20 protein-coding genes are annotated in these 21,072 nt (G+C 46.9%); 12 read left to right on the top strand and 8 right to left on the bottom strand.

Annotated elements, in window-relative coordinates; genetic code table 11:
- Nucleotides 1-111 precede the first annotated feature (111 nt).
- The gene (locus BKB51_RS08895) at nucleotides 112-1,218 is read left to right on the top strand and encodes a Ppx/GppA phosphatase family protein (RefSeq protein ID WP_085900729.1); all 1,107 of its coding nucleotides are present in this window, start codon (nucleotides 112-114) and stop codon (nucleotides 1,216-1,218) included.
- Here BKB51_RS08895 and BKB51_RS08890 read toward each other — a convergent pair.
- Entirely contained in the window at nucleotides 1,205-2,140 is a 936-nt protein-coding gene (locus BKB51_RS08890; protein ID WP_085900728.1) for a LysR family transcriptional regulator, read from the bottom strand. The two genes, BKB51_RS08895 and BKB51_RS08890, sit on opposite strands and share 14 nt — an antisense overlap.
- A 181-nt stretch (nucleotides 2,141-2,321) precedes the next feature.
- Here BKB51_RS08890 and BKB51_RS08885 point away from each other — a divergent pair, with 181 nt between their 5' ends.
- The 6 genes from BKB51_RS08885 (at nucleotide 2,322) to guaA (ending at nucleotide 10,948) form a co-directional block, all read left to right on the top strand.
- Nucleotides 2,322-3,977 carry a BCCT family transporter gene (locus BKB51_RS08885; RefSeq protein ID WP_085900727.1) on the top strand — a complete coding sequence of 552 codons (1,656 nt, stop codon included), beginning with the start codon at nucleotides 2,322-2,324 and terminating at the stop codon, nucleotides 3,975-3,977.
- 366 nt (nucleotides 3,978-4,343) lie between these two features.
- Entirely contained in the window at nucleotides 4,344-5,054 is a 711-nt protein-coding gene (locus BKB51_RS08880; protein ID WP_047764780.1) for an RlmE family RNA methyltransferase, read from the top strand.
- Between the two features lie 240 nt (nucleotides 5,055-5,294).
- Nucleotides 5,295-6,758, top strand: a complete 1,464-nt coding sequence (gene guaB / locus BKB51_RS08875) for an IMP dehydrogenase (protein ID WP_085900726.1) — start codon at nucleotides 5,295-5,297, stop codon at nucleotides 6,756-6,758.
- Between the two features lie 128 nt (nucleotides 6,759-6,886).
- Nucleotides 6,887-8,200 carry an RsmB/NOP family class I SAM-dependent RNA methyltransferase gene (locus tag BKB51_RS08870; protein ID WP_085900725.1) on the top strand — a complete coding sequence of 438 codons (1,314 nt, stop codon included), beginning with the start codon at nucleotides 6,887-6,889 and terminating at the stop codon, nucleotides 8,198-8,200.
- 178 nt (nucleotides 8,201-8,378) lie between these two features.
- Nucleotides 8,379-9,188, top strand: a complete 810-nt coding sequence (locus BKB51_RS08865) for a TSUP family transporter (RefSeq protein WP_085900724.1) — start codon at nucleotides 8,379-8,381, stop codon at nucleotides 9,186-9,188.
- 206 nt (nucleotides 9,189-9,394) lie between these two features.
- The gene (guaA, locus tag BKB51_RS08860; protein ID WP_085900723.1) at nucleotides 9,395-10,948 is read left to right on the top strand and encodes a glutamine-hydrolyzing GMP synthase; all 1,554 of its coding nucleotides are present in this window, start codon (nucleotides 9,395-9,397) and stop codon (nucleotides 10,946-10,948) included.
- A 124-nt stretch (nucleotides 10,949-11,072) separates the two neighbouring features.
- On the opposite strand, the gene BKB51_RS20740 is transcribed toward guaA, so the two are convergent.
- Together BKB51_RS20740 and BKB51_RS08855 are read right to left on the bottom strand one after the other, a co-directional pair.
- Entirely contained in the window at nucleotides 11,073-11,240 is a 168-nt protein-coding gene (locus tag BKB51_RS20740) for a hypothetical protein (protein WP_158090185.1), read from the bottom strand.
- Between the two features lie 60 nt (nucleotides 11,241-11,300).
- Nucleotides 11,301-11,636, bottom strand: a complete 336-nt coding sequence (locus tag BKB51_RS08855) for an ArsR/SmtB family transcription factor (protein ID WP_085900722.1) — start codon at nucleotides 11,634-11,636, stop codon at nucleotides 11,301-11,303.
- A 157-nt stretch (nucleotides 11,637-11,793) separates the two neighbouring features.
- On the opposite strand from BKB51_RS08855, the gene BKB51_RS08850 reads away from it, so the two are divergent.
- Entirely contained in the window at nucleotides 11,794-12,000 is a 207-nt protein-coding gene (locus BKB51_RS08850) for a SlyX family protein (RefSeq protein ID WP_085900870.1), read from the top strand.
- Between the two features lie 42 nt (nucleotides 12,001-12,042).
- Here BKB51_RS08850 and BKB51_RS08845 read toward each other — a convergent pair whose 3' ends face one another.
- From BKB51_RS08845 to BKB51_RS08830, 4 genes are all read right to left on the bottom strand, one after another.
- Nucleotides 12,043-12,498: a GNAT family N-acetyltransferase gene (locus BKB51_RS08845; protein WP_085900721.1), complete on the bottom strand. Its 456-nt coding sequence runs from the start codon at nucleotides 12,496-12,498 to the stop codon at nucleotides 12,043-12,045.
- Nucleotides 12,499-12,536: 38 nt separating this feature from the next.
- Nucleotides 12,537-13,568: a GGDEF domain-containing protein gene (locus BKB51_RS08840; protein ID WP_085900720.1), complete on the bottom strand. Its 1,032-nt coding sequence runs from the start codon at nucleotides 13,566-13,568 to the stop codon at nucleotides 12,537-12,539.
- 152 nt (nucleotides 13,569-13,720) lie between these two features.
- Nucleotides 13,721-14,059, bottom strand: a complete 339-nt coding sequence (locus BKB51_RS08835) for a DUF2794 domain-containing protein (protein WP_085900719.1) — start codon at nucleotides 14,057-14,059, stop codon at nucleotides 13,721-13,723.
- A gap of 118 nt (nucleotides 14,060-14,177) precedes the next feature.
- Nucleotides 14,178-14,555 carry a hypothetical protein gene (locus BKB51_RS08830; RefSeq protein ID WP_085900718.1) on the bottom strand — a complete coding sequence of 126 codons (378 nt, stop codon included), beginning with the start codon at nucleotides 14,553-14,555 and terminating at the stop codon, nucleotides 14,178-14,180.
- Between the two features lie 263 nt (nucleotides 14,556-14,818).
- On the opposite strand from BKB51_RS08830, the gene BKB51_RS08825 reads away from it, so the two are divergent.
- From BKB51_RS08825 to der, 3 genes are read left to right on the top strand one after another with little or no spacing between them, the layout of a single operon-like run.
- The gene (locus BKB51_RS08825) at nucleotides 14,819-15,460 is read left to right on the top strand and encodes a tetratricopeptide repeat protein (protein WP_085900717.1); all 642 of its coding nucleotides are present in this window, start codon (nucleotides 14,819-14,821) and stop codon (nucleotides 15,458-15,460) included.
- 5 nt (nucleotides 15,461-15,465) lie between these two features.
- The gene (locus BKB51_RS08820; RefSeq protein WP_085900716.1) at nucleotides 15,466-16,794 is read left to right on the top strand and encodes an outer membrane protein assembly factor BamB family protein; all 1,329 of its coding nucleotides are present in this window, start codon (nucleotides 15,466-15,468) and stop codon (nucleotides 16,792-16,794) included.
- A 38-nt stretch (nucleotides 16,795-16,832) separates the two neighbouring features.
- Entirely contained in the window at nucleotides 16,833-18,305 is a 1,473-nt protein-coding gene (gene der, locus BKB51_RS08815) for a ribosome biogenesis GTPase Der (RefSeq protein WP_085900715.1), read from the top strand.
- Nucleotides 18,306-18,362: 57 nt separating this feature from the next.
- Here the strand turns inward: der and BKB51_RS08810 are convergent, their stop codons facing one another.
- A complete protein-coding gene (locus BKB51_RS08810; RefSeq protein ID WP_125911813.1) occupies nucleotides 18,363-20,228 on the bottom strand; it encodes a sensor histidine kinase in 1,866 nt (621 codons plus the stop codon).
- Nucleotides 20,229-20,656: 428 nt separating this feature from the next.
- Here BKB51_RS08810 and BKB51_RS21250 point away from each other — a divergent pair, with 428 nt between their 5' ends.
- Entirely contained in the window at nucleotides 20,657-21,034 is a 378-nt protein-coding gene (locus tag BKB51_RS21250; RefSeq protein ID WP_085900713.1) for a methyl-accepting chemotaxis protein, read from the top strand.
- The last annotated feature ends 38 nt before the right edge of the window (nucleotides 21,035-21,072 follow it).

Below are 21,072 nucleotides of genomic sequence, written 5' to 3'. Positions count from 1 at the left end.
TTTTGGGGCACTTTTAGGGCTTTGGTGGTGAATAGATGTTGATTTCTCCCCCTTTGAATTCGTAAGAAGGGAGTACCGGATTGTTGTCCGGGTGTATCAGGAGCAGAATTTTTGACGGTTACTTCACAGGCCCGTAAAAAAGCCTTTGCAAAAAAGGCGGCAAAACGGGCGGATAGCAATGTTTACGCCGCGATAGATTTGGGGACAAATAACTGTCGCCTGTTAGTCGCGCGTTCCAGCCGCAAAAACTTTCGCGTTCTTGATACCTTTTCTCGTATTGTCCGTTTGGGCGAGGGGTTAAGTCAGACAGGCAACCTGTCGGAAGAGGCCATGCGCCGAACGCTTTCTGCGCTTAAGATCTGTACTAGCAAACTCAAACGCCGTGGTGTGACAAAACTGCGTTGTGTCGCGACCGAGGCTTGTCGCCGGGCGGCAAACGGGGATGATTTTATCAAACGTGTTAAGCGGGAAACCGGGCTGGATCTGGAAATTATCGACAACTCGGAAGAAGCATCCCTAGCCATTATGGGCTGTGCGCCCTTGCTGAACCCCGACCTGCCCGAAGCCCTGATTTTTGATATTGGCGGGGGCAGTACCGAAGTAAGCTGGATTCGTCTGGGAGACAAAGATTCTTCATCGGGTGATGAGAAAGCGGCGACATCCGAAACGACGGCATCTAAAACGGTTTCCAATAAGACGACGATGTCCAAGCCCGTGATGCCAAACCCGATTATGGAAGACTGGTATTCCGTTTCCAAAGGCGTTGTGACCCTGGCCGAGAAATACGGCGGGCGTGATATTACGCCGGAAACCTATCAACAGATGGTTCAGGAAATCTATGATGACTTTCTGATTTTTGAACAAAAACACGGCTTTGCCCAACGGGTTCACGATGGCACGTTACAGTTGTTGGGAACATCCGGCACGGTAACGACGCTGGTCGGGGTGTATAAAAAGCTGCCTCGCTATGATCGCAACCGGGTTGATGGCACGTTGATCAATTGCGATACCGCCATCGGTCTTTGTCACAAGATTGCGGGCATGACCTATGCCCAACGGGTGGCGAACCCCTGTATCGGCAGTCAACGCGCCGATCTTGTCGTTGCGGGCTGTGCGATCTTCGAAGCCTTGGCCAAGCTCTGGCCTGTAGCGCAACTGCGGGTCGCCGACAGGGGGCTGCGCGAAGGTATCCTTTACAAGTTGATCAACGAGGGTTGATCGCGTCGGGGAGCTGGTTCATGACCCAATCAAAAACATGATCCGGCCCTTTTGTTATTGTATTGGGGTTTCTGGACATAACGTACCCGGCGTTACTGGTTACAACATCCTCTGTGACCTGTACCAATTGACCGTCCTGAATTAAGTGATCAATTAGCCCGAGCCATCCCAAGGCGATACCTTGCCCAGAGACCGCGGCCTGAATAATCATATCGTAGTTGTTAAAGCTGTTGTAATTACAAAGTCTTTCGCCTTCGATGCCCAGGTTTTCAAACCATCCCCACCACGTTATCCATTCGGCAGATGGTGGTTTTGAAAGGCTGAGCAATTGGCTGTCCAACAATTCTTCGGATGAAGATATGGGGCCGTTGGCTTCCAGAAAATCCGGGCTGCAAACGGCAACGACTTTTTCCTGAATAAGCAGAGCCTCGGTATCGGTGCTGTTCTCCCATGAACGGACATGGATATTGATATCAAATTCTTCTTCGTCTTCTTCAGGCGGGATTTGCGATGCCAGAAGCTGTATCTCTATTTCATCCCCCAGTTCTGACCGTAAATGTGGTAACCGGGGTAAAAGCCAAAAGGTTGAAAAGGCAAAGTCAGCGGATAGGCGAACTCTTGGCTTCAGTTTTCGTTCCAGCAGGGTCGTAACCGAGCTACCAATTTGCTTCATCGCAGGGCTAATCGCGTTTAAAAGGCGAAAACCCTCATTGGTTAGGACAACACCGCGATGTTGCCGTTTGAATAAAACAACCCCGAGTTCGGCCTCTAACCCTTTGATGCGTTGGGAAATTGCTGGCTGGGTTAGGCCCAAAACCTCTGCTGCACTGGTGAAGTTTCCGTGCTGGGCAACGATCTCAAATGCATAAAGTCCGACAAGGTTGTGATTAATTTTCCTATAAGCTTGGTTTATGTCAGCCATTATTAATTACCCACTTTAAATTTAGCCCGATTATTACAAAAATATTCACACACAAAGAAACGTTAAGGCAAATATTAATCTGATCTAGGTTCAACACTTCAAATTAATCTGTGCCTTTACTTCAATGATATTAAAAAATCTAATGCCAGTGTTCCCGGGCATTAGAACGCGGGGAGTAAAAATGTCGATACAACCAGCTCTTACAGAGCTACCAATCAAGACGTCTGAAAGCGGCTTCTATCGAGGCTTTAGTCAGATGGTTACAATCTCGTCCAAGTTTCTCATCGGTGGATTAGTGGTTTGGGCAATTGCCTTTCCAGAGCAATCTGGTGCAGTCCTGAACAGTATTAATACCTTCATTCTTGCGTCATTCGGCATGTGGTATATTTGGACTGTGGCCCTTTTTATCATCATGTGTATTGCTTTGGCACTTTGGCCTGCTGCGGGTCGGTTAAAGTTGGGTCAAAGCCATGATATGCCAGAGTTCTCAAACTTCTCGTGGTTTTCCATGATGTTTGGTGCGGGGATCGGCGTGGGCATGTTAACCTGGGCTGTTGCTGAACCGATCTACCACTTTAACAATAATCCCGAGGTCATTCAGGGGATTACAAACAGTGCGTCGGCCGACAATATTCGAATGGCGTATAAATGGTCATTCCTGCATTGGGGCATAAGCGCGTGGGCTTGTTATGCAATAGCGGGTCTTGCCCTGGGTTTCTTTAGTTATCGTCGCGGGTTGCCGTTGACGATGCGATCATCCTTAACGCCGTTATTTGGATCCAAACTTTCAGGGGCTATCGGACATACTGTTGATATTGTTGCTGTTGTCGCAACGGTTTTAGGCGTGGCTCAGACTCTCGGCTTTGGTGTCGAGCAGTTCGTTTCAGGTCTGGAGCGCATTGGCATTAGCGGGTTAACCAACGAAGCAGGAACAGCGAACACAGCCGGCATTATTGTGGCGATTGTTGTGATTATGGCTGCCTCAACGGCATCCGCTCTTTCGGGTGTTGGCAAAGGTATCAAGTGGCTGTCGAACATTAACATGGGTCTGAGTATTGCCCTATTGGCCTTCTTCTTGATCTTTGGGTCAACCTTCTTTGGTTTGCAGGCTTTATTTGTCGGTATGTGGGACTATTTGATTGCCTTGCCCGATATGCTTTTCCGGGTCTGGACCACTGATGGTGTCGAAGGAAGCGTGGCAACCAAACTAGAAGGCTGGCAGGGCAGTTGGTCTGTGTTCTATTGGGCCTGGTGGATTGCCTTTGCACCCTTTGTTGGTCTGTTCCTTGCCCGAATTTCCAAAGGCCGGACAATCAGAGAATTTGTGTTGGGGGCCATGATTGTTCCCTCGATCATGTGTTTTGTCTGGTTTACCTGGGCGGGTGGCACAGCCATCGATCTGACACTCAATGGTGATGCTGGTGATACAATCTTTAGCGTGCCTGATGGGGACAAGATCTTTGCGATGGTTCAATACATGCTGTCTCCCACACTTGGGTGGTTGATGTCAGTCATGATTGTTGTTCTGTTGATGACCTATCTGGTTACAACCGCAGATTCCGCTGTACTGATCGTGAACACCATTAATGCCGCAGGCGACGAAGGTCCAAAAGCACGTCCGCATATCATTTTCTGGGGCGTAACTTTAGGTGCGGTTGTCGCTGCACTGTTACTGGTTGGTGGTTTGAAGGCCATTCAAACGGCGATGGTGATCGGGGCTTTACCATTCTCTGTCGTGATGGTGTTACAGTGTTTTGCTCTTGTAAAAGCCATTTACAATGACGGAAAACGAGAAAGCGCCGGTATGGAAACAACGGTGCCCAATATTATCGATTAAAACGTCGATTTTACTGTTATCGTAAGATGTTAGAAAGCACCTGCCTTTGTTTAATTAGAAAGCACCTACCTTCGTTTAAAGGGTGGGTGCTTTTTTTATTGGGGATATTTCTTTAGCTTATATTTTACCTCCTGAGGCTATCTTCATATTTGCACAGACCTCGAACGTATTGTGAATTTTCTGTTCTTTCTGTTCTGTGTTCTTATGGCAATAAGCTTAGGGTTGATATTTAGATATTTGAGATTTTATCAATCCTGATGTATAGCCCTGCTATGAAACACTATGCCAATAAAGCTTGGTGTATATTATACTATGTCTTTGATCTTGTGATCACGCGTCAGAAAGCGGCAGTTAGAAAGTGGAAGAATGAGCTCTTCAGGTAAATCCAAAAAAGGCGGCTCTCGCCCCAGCAGTAATCCTTCGGGGCGTGGACTGAAAGTCCGTGTGAAAACTGCGGCTCGGCGCTCGAACTCTTCTGCGCGCTGGCTGAACCGTCAACTCAACGATCCCTATGTCCAGGAGGCCAAAAAGCGCGGCTATCGGGGACGGGCAGCCTTTAAGATTGCTCAGATCGACGACAAGTTTAAAATTTTCAAAAAGAATTCCCGCATTGTCGATTTAGGATGCGCCCCAGGGGGCTGGTGTCAGATCGCTGTTGAACGCTGTGGACCCGGAGCGCATATCGTGGGCATGGATCTCCAAGAGGTCGAACCGATTGCCGGGGTTGTTCTGCTGCAGGGCGACTTTATGGATGACGATGCTCCTGCGCGTCTTAAGGCTGAACTGAACGGGCCTGCCGATATTGTTCTGTCGGATATGGCGGCGGCGGCAACGGGGCATCCTCAGACGGATCACCTGCGGATTATGGGCCTGATGGAAACCGCCCTGATGTTTGCTGAGGAAGTTCTGGTTCCCGGCGGAAGTTTTATCGGCAAGGTCCTACAGGGCGGGGCGCAGGCCGAGTTGTTGAAGTTAGTGAAAACTAAATTTAAAAGCGTGCGCCATTTCAAACCAGATTCCAGTCGCAAGGATTCTTCTGAAATGTTCCTTGTCGCGACAGGTTTCAAGGAAAATTAAGGTCGCTATAGCGGCACAAATAAAGTGTGAAAAAGTCCTGAATATTTGAAAATTCAGGGCTTTTTGTCATTCTGTTTTATGCGCAACCTGACCTGCATATAAAATAATTGAAACGTCATCTTTTAATCACTTGGCTTTGGGTCGCTTCTGTGTAGAATGCGGCGTCAATCGGATTTAGCCACTATGGTGTGGCACCCATACGGGAAACCAGGTTTCCTCGCGTCTAAGGGATAGATTGACATGCACATCCGCGAAGCTCTCACATTTGATGACGTTCTGCTCCAGCCTGCAGAATCATCTGTTCTTCCCGCACAGGCAGATACGCGCACAAAGCTGACTGCCTCTCTCGAACTGAATATCCCGCTGCTTTCTTCTGCAATGGATACGGTCACCGAAAGCCGTCTGGCGATTGCAATGGCCCAGTTTGGTGGGATCGGCGTTATTCACAAGAACCTCTCTATCGAAGAACAGGCCAGTGAAGTTCGCAAGGTCAAAAAGTTTGAATCCGGTATGGTTGCCGATCCACTGACATTCCCGCCCAGTGCGACATTGGCTGATATCCTCCGTCTTCAGGAAAGCGTCAGCTTTTCCTGCTTCCCGGTTGTCGAAGATAAAACGGGTAAACTGGTCGGTATTATTACCAACCGTGACATGCGCTTTGCCCAAGACCCGAACCAGCCGATTTCAGAATTGATGACCAGCGAAAACCTTATCACGGTTAAAGAGGGCATTACCGGGGACGAAGCGAAACGTTTACTGCATCAACACCGCATCGAAAAACTGTTGGTTGTTGATGATAACTATCGCTGTATCGGTCTGATTACCGTTAAAGATATTGATAAAGCGGCCAAACACCCGATTGCCTGTAAAGATGAACATGGTCGGTTGCGTGCGGCGGCGGCAACGGGCGTTGGCGAGGAAGGTTTCGCCCGTGCGGAAGCTCTGATTGACGCTGGCGTAGATCTTTTGGTTGTTGATACGGCTCACGGTCATTCCCGTGGCGTGATTAACGCAGTTGAGCTGATCAAGAAAGCCTATCCGACAACACAGATCGTGGCGGGTAACGTTGCCACAGCCGAAGCAACGCGCGCCCTGATCGGCGCAGGGGCAGATGCGGTGAAGGTTGGCATCGGGCCAGGATCTATCTGCACAACCCGTATTGTGGCCGGTGTGGGTGTCCCACAGTTAACCGCGATTATGGATGCGGTTGAAGTTGCGAACAAAAGCAATGTCGGCATTATTGCCGATGGCGGTATCAAGAACTCTGGTGATATTGCCAAGGCAATTGCCGCCGGGGCACGTGCGGTTATGGTTGGCTCGCTTCTTGGCGGTACTGACGAAAGCCCGGGGGAAGTTTTCCTTTACCAAGGGCGTTCCTATAAATCTTATCGCGGTATGGGATCTGTTGGTGCCATGGCGCGCGGATCTGCTGATCGTTATTTCCAGGATGATGTCAAAGACAACCTGAAACTGGTTCCTGAAGGCATCGAAGGTCGTGTGCCATACAAAGGCCAGGCAAGTGCCATCGTTCACCAGTTGGTTGGCGGTCTGAAAGCATCCATGGGATATACCGGATCTCCGACAATTGATCACATGCGTGAGAATTGCGTTTTCTGTAAAATTACAAACGCTGGCCTGCGAGAAAGTCACGTTCACGATGTGACAATCACCCGCGAAGCCCCGAACTATCGCAGCGGTGGTTAAGAACTCAAAAGATTAGATCGTAAGTAATCAAGGTTTGGTTTCTGCTTCCTAATCGACTATTTAGAAAGGGCGGCCCCCTGTAACGGGTGTCGCCCTTTTTATTCCCAGCTTTAGACGCGAGATCTGTTGTGAGACCTTCTGGACGTATTCAAACTTCAATCGAACTTCTGACCGAAGTTATGGACTCATCCCTGCCCATGGATCGGGTGGTCAACAGCTACCTGCGGGCGCGGCGCTTTATTGGCTCAAAAGATCGCAAGGATATCTCTGCACGAGTCTATGGCGTAATCCGATCAAAGTGTCGACTTGATTGGTGGACGATCAAATCAGGCCTTGGGGACGGGTGCCGATCACTGGTTCTATCTTACGCAACTTTGATCGAGGGTTTGAAAGCTTCTGAACTGGATGAAATTTGCGACGGTGGGGATTACAGCCCCCGTGCCCTCAGCGAGTTTGAAAACGAAGCTTTGGCAACACTACAGGGACAGGATCTAAATCATCCGGATATGCCCGCAGCGGTTCAGGGGGAACTACAAGACTGGCTCTACGCTTTGTTTGAAAAACAGTTTGGTATCGAAGGTGCCAAGACGGAAGCTGCTGGTTTACAACATCAGGCCAGTCTTGATCTGCGTGCGAACCTGCTAAAGGGCGAACGGGATCAGGCAATTGCGCTACTCAGCAAAGATAATGTCGAAGGGGCCGTGACAGAATTTTCGCCTTGGGGTATTCGGGTTCAGGGGCGCACAGCCCTCGGAAACTGCAAAGCCTTTCGCGATGGTCTGGTCGAAGTTCAGGACGAAGGATCACAACTTATCGCTCTCTTGTGTGGCGTGACACCGGGTCAGTCTGTGCTTGATCTCTGCGCGGGTGCCGGGGGCAAGTCTCTTGCCTTGGGCGCGTTGCTGCAAAACGATGGTGAATTGGTGGCAATGGATATTGATCCCCGCCGACTTCAACGGGCCGAGCCCCGGGTTGAAAAGGCCGGGATTGAAAACATCCGCTATGCGACGCTGAACAAGGATAATCTGAAGAAGATGTCTGCAAAAGACGTTGGCAAAGGCTTCGACCGCGTCTTGATCGATGCCCCCTGTTCAGGAAGCGGCACTTGGCGGCGGCAACCGGATGCACGTTTGCGGATTACGTCAGACAAATTCGCAAACTACAAGGAAATGCAGACTAAAGTACTGGAACAGGGGGCGTCCTGTGTAAAGATTGGTGGCCGACTGATCTATGCGACCTGCTCGGTTCTTGATGAGGAAAACACGGGCCAGATTGATACCTTCCTTGCAAAGCATCCAAACTATGTACGCGTACCTGCCAGTAAGATTTGGGGCGAGCAGGGCATGGAACCCTGTACCTTTATCGACGAAACAATGAAGGTATCCCCCGCGCAACACGGCCTTGACGGCTTCTTTTGTGCGGTACTGGAAAGACAGTCGTAAGTATAGCACTGGGATATTATGATGAAGATTGCTCTGGGATTGTAATCGGGACAATTTGTGCGCTGACAATCCTGATGGGATAATATCTTTTGATGCAAAGCTAAGAAAAGCTTGCTAGGACTAAATCCTGTTTTCCCGATTTTGTTTTTCGGCTTTCTTCTTCCGACAGGTCACCAGAATGGATTTCTTTTCTCCCGAGCTTCTTGCGCTGATGTTTGCTGCGGGTCTTTTCGCAGGTTTTGTTGATGCAATCGCCGGGGGCGGGGGCTTGATTACGCTACCTGTCTTGTTGACTGTTGGGCTGTCGCCGGTTCAGGCAATTGCAACAAACAAGCTACAGGGATCGTTTGGAACTTTTTCAGCAACGCTAAATTTTATCCGCAAAGGTCATTTGGATATCAAGGCATGGATACTGCCGATTGTCCTGACTTTTGTCGGGGCGGGGGCTGGCGTACTTGTTTTACGGTCAGTTGATAGTAGCTTTCTGGTCAATGCCATTCCCTTTTTGTTGATTGCAATCGCCGTCTATTTCCTGTTTCAGCGCAAGCTGGGGGATGAAGATCGTCACCAACGGATCAGCCGTAATGTCTTTGCGTTCTTTTTTGGAACTGGCATTGGGTTTTACGATGGGTTTTTCGGTCCCGGAACAGGGTCGTTCTTCACTTTGGCAATTGTGACCTTGCTTGGGTACAACATCTTGAAAGCCACGGCTCATGCGAAGCTGTTGAACTTCACCAGTAATTTTGCTTCGCTGCTGTTTTTCATCCTTGGCGACAGTCTGGTGTGGTCCGTTGGCCTGATCATGGCCTGCGGGTCTGTGATCGGTGGCTACCTTGGCGCACAGATGACCATGAAACACGGGGCGCGGATTATTCGGCCGCTTTTGGTCGTGACGTCGATTCTTATGACCGTAAAACTGATCTACTCAAACCCGGATCATATTCTCGGGCGCTGGATAGTTTCGTTTTTGGATGTTTTTCTTTCGTAGCTCAAAAAATGACGGCAAAAAGAGAAACGCCATCTTTATGACTTGTTATAAAAAGAGTGTAAAACAGGCAAAAGGGCTGTTTCTGTCTTTGACATTTGTCACGCTTTACGGCAGGTAAGGGGCGTGAAACTGAACGCGCCCTGGATACCGTTGGTTGGATTTGCCAAAAATGGTGTCGGGCTTATAGCGGAGCATGAGTTCCATCCATGACTGATCGTATTCTCATTATTGATTTCGGGTCTCAGGTTACCCAGCTGATTGCACGTCGTGTGCGTGAAAGCGGTGTCTATTCCGAAATTCATCCCTTTAACGCCGTTGATGACGCGCTTTTGGAAAGCTATGCACCAAAAGGTATTATCCTCTCTGGCGGTCCGGCCTCTGTAACCTGGGATGATGCCCCGTCTGCACCGAAGAAGGTGTTTGAAATGGGTATTCCGGTTCTTGGCATTTGCTATGGGCAGCAGACCATGATGGAACAGCTCGGCGGTAAAGTTGAAACGTCTGATCATCAGGAATTTGGTCGCGCCATCGTCGATATCAAAGAAGACTGTGCTTTGTTCCACGGTGTTTGGAATGTCGGCACACAAGAACAGGTCTGGATGAGCCACGGCGACCGCGTTGGCAAACTGGCACCGGGCTTTCGCGTGGTGGCAACGTCCGAAGGCGCGCCTTATGCGGCTGTGGCAAACGATGAAAAGCGTTTCTATGCTGTTCAATTCCATCCCGAAGTGGTGCACACACCGCACGGCGCCCAGCTGTTAAAGAACTTTACCCATGGTGTTGCCGGTTGTTCCGGTGACTGGACCATGGCCGCCTTTAAGGATCAGGAAATTGCCAAGATCCGTGAACAGGTTGGTGACGGCAAAGTAATCTGTGGCCTTTCCGGTGGTGTCGACAGCTCTGTTGTTGCTGTTCTGCTCCACGAAGCTATCGGCGAACAGCTCACTTGCGTGTTTGTTGATACCGGCTTTATGCGTATGGGCGAAGCTGAACAGGTCGTTACTTTATTCCGGGATCACTACAACATCGAACTGATCCATGTTGATGCTGCGGAGAAGTTTTTTGGAGCTCTTGGGGATGAGTTTGATCCCGAGAAAAAGCGTAAAACGATTGGCGGCCTCTTTATCGACATCTTCGAAGAAGAAGCAAACAAAGTTGGCGGCGCAGACTTCCTCGCACAGGGAACGCTATATCCTGATGTGATTGAATCCGTTTCTTTCACGGGCGGCCCGAGTGTAACGATCAAATCGCATCACAACGTGGGCGGGTTGCCAGCGCGCATGAACATGAAGCTGGTTGAGCCATTAAGAGAACTGTTCAAAGATGAGGTTCGTGATCTCGGACGTGAACTGGGTCTACCTGATACCTTTGTTGATCGTCATCCCTTCCCGGGGCCTGGTCTTGCGATCCGTATTCCGGGACAGCCACTCACGCCAGAGAAGTGCGATATCCTGCGCAAAGCGGATGCAATCTATCTGGATGAAATCCGCAAGGCAGGACTTTACGATGAAATCTGGCAGGCTTTTGCCGTTCTGCTTCCCGTCAGAACCGTTGGTGTCATGGGTGATGCGAGAACCTACGATTTTGTCTGTGCTCTGCGTGCTGTTACTTCAACCGATGGAATGACCGCTGATTATTATCACTTTGATCACGAATTCTTAGGCCGTGTTTCCAACCGGATTATCAATGAAGTCCGTGGAATTAACCGGGTGGTCTATGATTGCACATCAAAGCCACCAGGAACCATCGAGTGGGAATAATTCTGTAAGTATAATATTGCGATACAAGTTTATGTTAAGGGCGAAACCAAGTGTTTCGCCTTTTTCATTTGTGTGTCCGTTTTTATCGTGAGGATCTATGATGGGATGATCAGCGAGGTGTGAGTTAAGCACTTTCGGGGGAGCTACACGAACAGCCACACCCTTTTTGCCCTTCTTCTTTGGCAATCTCATCGGCTTTGCAACAGGCGTCAGTATTGTGAGTGGGTGTTCCACCGCAGCATTGCTGATTTTCAGGTGTTGTTGCTTTTGATGTTTCTTTTTTTCTTTTCATGTGCTTTTCCCTTCGTGGGTTTTGTGTTGAATAATTGTGTCGTTAGGCAATTAAGTTTGCTTAACGGCATGTAAGTGAAGCATCGATTTCGCAGCCATCACTATCTTGGGATGCGTCGATACAGCATTCGCAAACGAGGTAATCGACCAACTGCTGTACTGATGTGTAGTTAGCGCGACAAATCAGTGTTGTTGCCTGTCTTTCCTGTGTGATCAAATCTGCAATCATCAGCGTTTTCAGGTGGTGCGATAGGGTTGATCCCGGTATTTCCAGTTTGTCTTGTAGCGCGCCGACGGACAGTCCTTCTTTCCCGGCACGAATGAGCGCCCGGTAAATATCCAGCCTTTTAGGTTTACCCAAAGCTTCCATCTGTAATGCGGCAGTTTCTACGTTCATCTTGGGACTCTTTTTGATTGAATTTTGTATATATTAAACTGTATTTCTAGAATTATCAAAATAAACTTTTATATTCTATTTGTACGTAGGTGCACAAAACCGTTACAAAGGCGAGGCGAAGGGGAAATCTCGAGGTTTGCAGTTGAAAGAAAACAAAATGGAAGAGTTAAGTGAACGTATCAATGTTCTCGAAGGCTATATCGCAGAACAGGATAAAACCATCCAAGAGCTTAGCGATGTTCTGGCAGATCAATGGCAGATTATCGAAAAGCTTAGCAAGCGGCTTGAGCGTTCAGAGCGGGTTCTTGAAGAAATTATAATTGGCCAGGATGACAGTGGCGGAGCAAGCATCCACTTGCCTTGACGGCAGCAATCTAATTCAGTGAAAAATCTTAGGTGTGATTTCTCAGGGAAAACTTTCTTCCAAATAGGGGCGTGTATAGTAGTTATCCCATTCCTCTGAGTGAGTAAGCTTAAACCCGTGTTTTTTGTAAAAATTGTTAGCTCTACTTTCCTTTAGGGCGCAAAGCTTTACAGGTCGTTTCTTTTCGCTGGATTTAGCAACTATTTGCATCATAGCTTTTGCCCCAACACCGCAGCTTTGCACGGTGGGATCTATATAGAGGTGGTCAAGCCAAAGATAATCATCTTTGGCAAACAGAACGTAAAAACCTATAATCTCGTTCTCTTTCAAAATAAGCGTTGTTTTTTCCGGGGTGAAGTTACTGGCAAAGCGTTCTCGGGCGCGTTCAGGGTTGAAGCGCCCGATGTTTTCTAAGCTCTCTTTCATCGCAGCGATACGAATTGAGATTAGTTTTTCCAAATCTGTAGCGGCCGCTGTTTTGAAAGAGAGCGTCATCATAATATCTTTTATGTTAAGTGATCAGGTGTGATGGCGTTCTAAGAAATTTCTTGTATTACACGGTTACGACCCTGATCTTTTGCTCTGTAGAGTGCTTCATCAGCTCGTTGAATAAAACCTTCGAGGGATTCACCTTTTACATATCTTGAAACACCGATTGAAAGGGTAATTCTTCCAAATTCTTGCCCGGTCTTTTTATTGCGTAATACCTGTTTGGCGATTTTCTCTCGGATCTGATTTGCAAGACTGGTCGCATCGTGGAGACTGGTATTGGGCAGGATACAGGTGAATTCCTCTCCGCCATATCGTGCTGGTGTATCCTGACCTTTTACAGCTCTTTTTAATTGACCGGCCACAACCCTGAGAACTTCGTCGCCAACTCTGTGGCCGTAGGTATCGTTAAATTTTTTAAAGTGATCAATATCCATCAAAAGAAGGCAAAGGTCAGTTTTTTCTTCTTCGGACTTTTCTGCTTCTTTGATTAGATTTGTATCAAAGAGCTTTCTGTTTCCAATCTGAGTAAGGGCATCGGTTAAAGATTCTGTCCTCACCTTTTCTAGGTTTTCCTGTAGTGTATCAATTTCGCTGGATGATTTTTGTAACTTGCTTTGAAGGACTTTGTTCTTTTCTGTAATGGCAGCGGTTTCCCGCACAATTTCTTGCACAAAATGCTGGAGAGATGATGAATTGTCTTCTCCGGCCATATCATCTGCAATACTGGTAATCTTCTCGCCATAATTTGCATTGTCACTACCAGCTTCGCTGATTTGTTGAATGACCTGTTGCAGAGTTTCTTGGATTCTTGCGCCGGCTTCCTGTAAGTGATCGCCATGGGTGGCGTCGGTTAAATAAAATTGCTTATAGAGCTCATTACAGGTTTCTAGGGTAAAGGGCTTATCGTCTTGAATAATTTTATCTATGGCGATTTTGAGATCTGTATTTTTCCCGCTGACGTAATCGTACCAGATTGTGTAATTCGGCGGTGTCGAGGGGATTCCTCTTTGCCCCATGATAGTGATAGCTTGCTCTGCATAAGCCTGAGCATTTGTGAAACTATCGGCAACCAACATTTGCGGTGTTTCCTTAAAGCTTAAGATATTGATTAAATATTATTTACAGACCTGACATATAGCTGATCCAGCTTCTTTTCATTCATGTGACATGTCTTGATTACAGAATTATTTTTTATGTCTTGTAGTATTTATAGAATCCCAGGCGTTAATCAGTGGCTAACAGGGTGAAGAATATTATTAAAAACTTCGAGAGCTTCGGATAGATTACGCGTTCGCTTGAGCTTCTTTTGGCCATTAAAAACGGTGTATTCTTCGTATCGATTTTTGTGTCCCATTGATTTTACGACTGCAAACAAAGGGTTTTCGTGGGCATGGCGGAAGATGGAAAAAATCGCACAGTCCCCCAACATATCAATGGCATAATCTCGCCACTCTCCTTTGGCGACCCGTTGACTGTAAACGGAGAGCAACTGCCCAAGTTCTTGTTTGTTGAACGTTATTTGGTGAGAGGTTTTCTTCCTCTTATTCAGGTAATAAACAGCGGTCATTCAGCACCTTTACGCAATGAATATCCATGCATACAGGGTGGCTGATTTTTCGACAAAGGTCCACTTATTCTTGAAATTTTGTTAGAAAATAGTTGCTGTAAGCCAATGTTCTTAGTGATTAATTCCCAGAAGCAACATTTGATGGTGGAAATTGTGTGCTGTGGTAGATAGTGGTTTGTGAACTGGCTTCATCGTAAGGGCTTTCATAACAAGTCACACCACCTATATTCCGATAACAATAGAGGTTTTCATAGCCTGAATTTGCTAATCCATTTTCCAGCTGTTCATCTCGGCAATAGGCTTCACCTTTTGACGTGTAAACAATAGAGCAGTCTTTGGCCATTGCCCAGCTTACGAAATGGTCTGTTATGGTTTTATCTGTATGAACAAGCGTTCCCACGCTGGCCGCTGCAGTCACAGGGTCAGTCAAGCTACATCCACCCAAAGATGTTAAAGCCGTAAAACTTATTAGTAATGCACTTAAAAAACGCTTCATAATTTTGCCTAGATTAATACCGATTATTAGATCGGTGAAATGTCTCTGCATAAAGCTTAAGGTATTTTAGTAAATAAATTATTAGTAAATTTTACGATCATCTTTTGAGCGGGATCTCCTTATTTGATGATTGGCGATTGTTGTCGGGGTAAAGTTTCTATATAAAGTTCAACGAATTTCGAGTGATGATCATTTGATCGTAAGCTTAATAAGGCCGCTGCATTTTCAAATGGTGGTTCACCAAAACGAGGGATAACTAATTCGTGGCTGATATTTTTCAGGAAGTTGAAGAAGATCTGAAACGTGAACGCGTTGAAGTTCTTTGGAAAAAGTATGGTAAGTGGGCAATAGGTGCTGCTGTTCTAGTGGTTGCTGCAACCGCTGGTTTTCAAGGATGGGAAAGCTACAAAAGCACTGTTCAAGCTGAAAAATCAGCAACATTTGCATCGGCTTTGGAACTAACCCAAGCTGGTAAAGCAGATGAAGCGACAGAAAAATTGACGTCATTGGCACAAGAAGATGATGGTTATGGTACGCTTGCCCGTTTTGAACGGGCACGTTTACTTGCAGAATCTGGTGAGACTGCTGCCGCTGTTGAAATTTGGGATGAAGTTGCTGCAAGCAATCCTCCGTTGACAGCGTTGAAAGATGTTGCTGCTTTATTAGCTGCGATGCATCTCGTCGAGAACGGTGATATCACTGATGTAAAACAACGTTTGGCAGGCTTGGCTGTTGCGAATGGTGCGTTCCGATATAGTGCGATTGAATTACAGGCAATGGTGGCTTTACGCGAAGGAGATATCACAGCGGCTAAGACACTTTTTCAGCAGCTTGTTGATGAGGCAGATACACCTAATGGGATTAAAAGTAGATCCAGTCAAATACTAGAAAGCTTGGCGGAGTAAGTTACATGGGGATGCGTAAAGGCCTGTTGATACTGGGGCTTGGCTTTGTTCTTTCCGGCTGTAGTTTAGCCGATGAATGGTGGGGGGATGACGAAGCTCCTCCTTTGCCTGGTGCACGTATTTCCATTCAGTCTGTTGATAAGGGGTTGCAAGCTGATCCTTCAATCAGTGATCAACGCATTGTTCTGCCCCAGCCTTTTAAAAATACCTATTGGACACATAATGGCGGAAATCCTGCCCACGCCATGTTCCATCTTTCTTTGGGTGATATTCCGAGAGAGAGCTGGAGTGATGATATTGGTGAAGAAAGTGATGGGGATGAGTTGATTCTAGCGCAGCCTATTGTTGTGGAATCAGTTCTCTTTACAATGGATTCTAGGTCTACGGTAAAAGCTTATGATCGTTTGACTGGTCGCGTTTACTGGGAAAAAGATCTGGATCCTAATGATGAAGATGATGGTTTCTTCGGCGGTGGTATAGCCTATGCAGATGGTCGAATTTTCGTTTCAACAGGGTTCGCCAGAGTTTTTGCTTTAGATGTTCGTTCTGGTGATGTCATTTGGTCCCAAAATGCTCCAGCCCCGATCAGAGCCGCTCCGACGGTCAATGGGGGGCGTGTTTTCATTGTTACGCTTGATAACCAGACCCTTGCTCTGGCGGCTGATGATGGGCGGCGTTTATGGAGCCATATCGGGCTACAATCTGAGACCAGCCTTCTTGGCGGTGCAAGTCCTGCAGTTGCTGGACGTAAGCTGATCGTACCTTATTCTTCTGGTGAAATTGTCGCCATTGATGTTATTGAAGGCGAAGAAGACTGGAATATGAACCTTTCTTCTGTCAAGAAGACTGATCCTTTGACTGATCTTGCTCATATCAAGGCCATGCCAGTTATTGACCGGGATCGGGTGATTGCCATAAGTCACTCTGGCCGTATGGTTGCTATTGATCTCAAGGAAGGAGTGCGTCTTTGGGATACGGATATCGGCGGTGTTCAGATGCCGTGGGTGGCTGGTGAATTTATCTATGTGCTGACCAATGACTCACAGATTGCAGCGATTAGAAGACAAGATGGGCGTATCCGCTGGATACAATCTTTACCACGCTTCATGGATCAGGAAGATCGTAAGGGGTTAATCGCATGGCAAGGCCCGGTGTTGGCAAGTGACCGTTTGATTATTGCAGGGTCACATGGCGAGGCGATTTCCTTGTCGCCTTACACAGGCGATATCTTGGGATATCTTGAACTTCCGGATGGGGCAGCAATGCCGCCAGTTGTTGTGGGGAATAGTTTATATTTCCTGACAGCTGAAGCAGAAATTATCGCAATGCAATAAGCCCTTTGAGGCTATGTCGCGAGTAGAAAGACAAAAAAATGACTTTTACAGTCGCTATTGTAGGGCGCCCGAATGTTGGTAAGTCGACGCTTTTTAACCGACTTGTTGGAAAACGGCTCGCTCTTGTTGATGATCAGCCAGGGGTAACACGTGACCGGAGAGAGGGCGATGCCTATCTTTTCGATTGTAGATTTCGGATTATTGATACGGCAGGTCTGGAAGAAGCCTTTGATGGTAGCCTGGAAGCACGCATGCGCAGGCAAACCGAACGTGCCGTTGAAGACGCTGATCTCGTTATTATGGTTATTGATGCTCGTGTAGGCGTTATGCCAATTGATGAACATTTTGCGAAGCATCTCCGCCGCGGAAAAACGCCTATCGCATTAATGGCAAACAAATGTGAAGGAAAAGTTGGCGACGAAGGGCTTATGGAAGCTTACTCTTTGGGACTGGGCGAACCTATTCCATTTTCGGCAGAGCATGGTTTGGGCAGCAGTGATTTGTACGATGTTATCAAAGAGCATATGACACGTGCTGTTGAAGCAAAGGCATCGGCAGAAGCATTTGAGAAACCAGAAGATGGCTTGGAGAGTAAAGCCGCGTCCGAAGATCAGGATAAGCTTGACGAAGATGAAAGTCCTGACGATGAGTTCGACGACTTTGAAGATGATGAGGATGAGGAGGATCGTGGACCTCTTCAACTCGCTATCGTCGGGCGTCCCAATGTTGGAAAATCAACGCTCATCAATAAGTTAATTGACGAAGACAGGTTACTGACGGGGCCAGAAGCTGGAATTACTCGGGATGCGATTGCCATTGAATGGGAATACCGTGGAAAACCTCTTAAGCTTGTGGATACAGCCGGGTTACGCCGACGGTCGAAAATCGAAGATAAAGTAGAAAAACTTTCCGCTTCTGATACCATTCGCGCGCTTAAATATGCGCAGGTTGTTGCGTTGGTTCTGGACGCTGATGGTGTCTTGGAGAAACAAGATCTAACAATTGCAAGAACTGTGATTGACGAAGGTCGTGCTCTGATTATCGTTGTGAATAAATGGGATACCTGTAAAGACAAAGAGGCGGTTATGCAGCGGGTGAAAGATCGCCTGTTAACATCTCTGCCACAGGTCAAAGGTATTCCCGTTGTGACAATATCTGCTCTTAAAGGGCACAAGCTGAATAAGATGCTGGATACTGTCTTTGAAATTTACGATGTGTGGAACATCCGGTTGCCTACTGCAGGGTTGAACAGATGGCTTGCCGAGTTGATTGAGCGTCATCCGCCACCTGCTCCTGGTGGGCGGCGGATTAAATTGAAATACATTACACAAGCCAGAACAAGACCGCCTACTTTTGCGATCTCTTGCTCGTTGCCGGAAGATCTTCCGGCATCATACACAAGGTTCTTGGAGAACAACCTCCGTGAAACCTTTGATATGCCAGGTGTACCTCTCCGAATGCATATGAAAAAGGGTGACAACCCTTATGCGGGCAAGAAAAAGAAAAATTAGTGAATAAAAAAGGCTCCAATATGGAGCTTTTTTTATCGGGCACGATACATATCGTTTTTAAGCGTTGCTGATCGATTGGCTTAGAAGAGTATCTCCCTCTACCCGGGGTATCACTCTGGATGCAGGGAAGGTGATCGTTGCAACGGTGCCTTTGTTGATTTCACTGTCCAGGCCAAGCTGACCGTCGTGTTGCTCCATAAGAGATTTAACCAGTGGTAGCCCCAAGCCAGTCCCTTCAAAAGCGCGTGTCATTGGTGTGTCGGCGCGAATAAAGGGCTCTAGAATTCTTTCCAGTTCATGTTTAGGGATGCCAATGCCGGTATCCTTAATTTGAATGCTTAGGCTGCTATCGTCATTTTCCAGAGCTTTGAGAATAACTTCTCCTCCTTGCGGTGTGAATTTTACGGCGTTTGAAAGCAAGTTCAGAAGGATTTGTTTAATAGCCCTTAAATCTGCGCGTACAAAGGGGAGGTTATCAGGAATGTCGAGTGTGACAGGAACAAATTCAGAAGAGCTTTGCCCGACGACGAGCTTATGAGCTGCACGGGCTGTTTGTGTTATATCAACCGTTTCATCCTGTAACTCAAAAGCACCGGCCTCAATCTTGGAAAGATCGAGAATATCATTAATCAAATCGAGTAGGTGGGTACCCGATGAATGGATGTCCTGACAATAGGATTTATAGTGTGTCGAGCCCAAAGGCCCCATCAATTCACCCTTCATAATCTCTGAGAATCCAAGGATTGCATTCAGGGGGGTTCTAAGTTCGTGACTCATATTCGCAAGGAATTGAGATTTCGCAGTATTTGCCTGATCGGCAATTTCTTTGGCGCGGCGAATCTCTCGTTCTTGATTTTTCAAAGGTGTGATGTCTGTGGCAAGAACAACAATTTCCTTTGCGGGTGTCCGCCGATGGTTGAACTGTAACCAGGTACCATTGCTTAGGTGCAAGATCATCCGCTCTTGCAGGGATTCATGACTTGCACAGGTCTCTTGGATAAATTCTTCTTCTCGTCCTTCTGTCCCGACAAAATCGCCAGCATAGACAAGTTCTCGGACTTGATCTTCAAAGCGCGATCCAAGCGTTATGATACGAGCACGTTTGGCTGAGATATTACGGTAGTTACTGTTACAAAGGACCAACTTGTCTTCTTGATCATAGAGAGCGAAGCCCTCTGACATGGTTTCGATTGCTTGTGTCAGTTGAGCTTCAGAACGTTTAGCACGAAGTTCAGAGGCCTTTACGGCGGCTTCATAAGCTGATTGCTTTTGTAAAAGATCATTATAGGCGGTTACAACGGCACCAAGCTCATCATTTGAGGTCCAGTTCACAGCTACACGGTTTTTATGCTGTTTTTCTGTTTGGATTGATTCCAGCAAGAGTTTGAGCGGGACACCAATGTAAGAATTTGCGCCCAAAAAAGTAAGGGCGGATAGCACGAGTATGGTAACGACCATAACCAAGCCGTCAAAGATCAGTCTTTCTTTGATTTCTGCTGAAATCAGGGCATCGTGGAACAAGACCTTGACGGTTCCAATTGTTTCAAGACGATCAAAAGAGTTGTGCTTGATTTCCGTCTCTCTCGAAAGCGCGGCATCAACAGTTTGTGCGTCTTCACTGGTTAACTCAGCAAGGATGAGACCGTCAGTGTCATAAACCTGGGCAGAATGGAATTCTGGGTTTCTAGACAGTGCCAGCAAAATAGCCTGAATAGAGTCCAGATCATAGTTCCAGACCGGGGTTGATAAAGCGGTTCCCTGAATGTCGACCATTTTATCCAGACGCGTTCCAAGCTCGGAATTCAGCTTGTGAATGTTCCGACTTTCAAGGACCGTAAAAAGAAGCAGCAAGCTGATGCTGATCAGCGGAATATAGATCGATAGCAGCTTTCCGCAAATGGAGTTGCGTATATTTAGATTCAAACGGCGCTCCACACCCAAACGTATCAATGCTTTAATAACAGCTTTTGCCAACCAGTTTTATTAAGTCCAACCAGCTTTTTATAGCAAAGAACTTCCCGTAACCTAGCATTATCCTCTTAAGCAAAAATGAATGGATAATGTTTCATGGTCATCACTTATACATAACAAAAGATTGTTGCGGGAGTTTTTTCAACCAATAGAGACAATTTGTCATAAATTATCCCGTATTCCACGTTTTTCTTTATGTTTTTAAGCTCTATTTCGGTGGTAATGATAAAAAGTTAATATAGTCATTATAGCATTGCTAAGAATGTTGTTAGCTAGAATATTGCTTTTGAAAAAAAATTATATTTTAAGGGCCGAATTAATCTCACGTTAATGGCAAGTTGTTATCAGTGTGTCTTAAGTCTAACGGGAGCACGAGTTAAATGAATCCAAACACGGGTGTTATTGAGCAAAGCATAGATAAAATTTTTGATGAAATTGCTCAGCTTAGTATTGAAATTGAAAACGTAGGGCAGGTTGCCCAACAGATTGACGCTATTGCCCGTCAGACAAATCTTTTGGCTTTGAACGCAACGATTGAAGCCGCTCGTGCTGGTGATGCGGGGAAAGGTTTTGCGGTGGTTGCCGGTGAAGTGAAACAGCTGGCCGGACAAACCAGCCAGGCAACGACGGAAATTGGCGGTATTGTTCAGTCACTCTCTTCACATGTTGATCAGCTCAAAACAATAAGTACGAAAGCTAGGGATGGATTACCTTCCAGCGAAGCTTCGTCCGATATGGATGCCGAAGCGCAGAGCTAAGAAAACTCTTTTCTCTTCTATATGGATGGAAGGCAGGC

Source organism: Kiloniella majae, assembly GCF_002118315.1.
Taxonomy (GTDB): Bacteria; Pseudomonadota; Alphaproteobacteria; order Kiloniellales; family Kiloniellaceae; genus Kiloniella; species Kiloniella majae.
The sequence above is the reverse complement of the archived record's forward strand: the minus strand, read 5'-3'. Positions and strand labels throughout refer to the sequence as shown.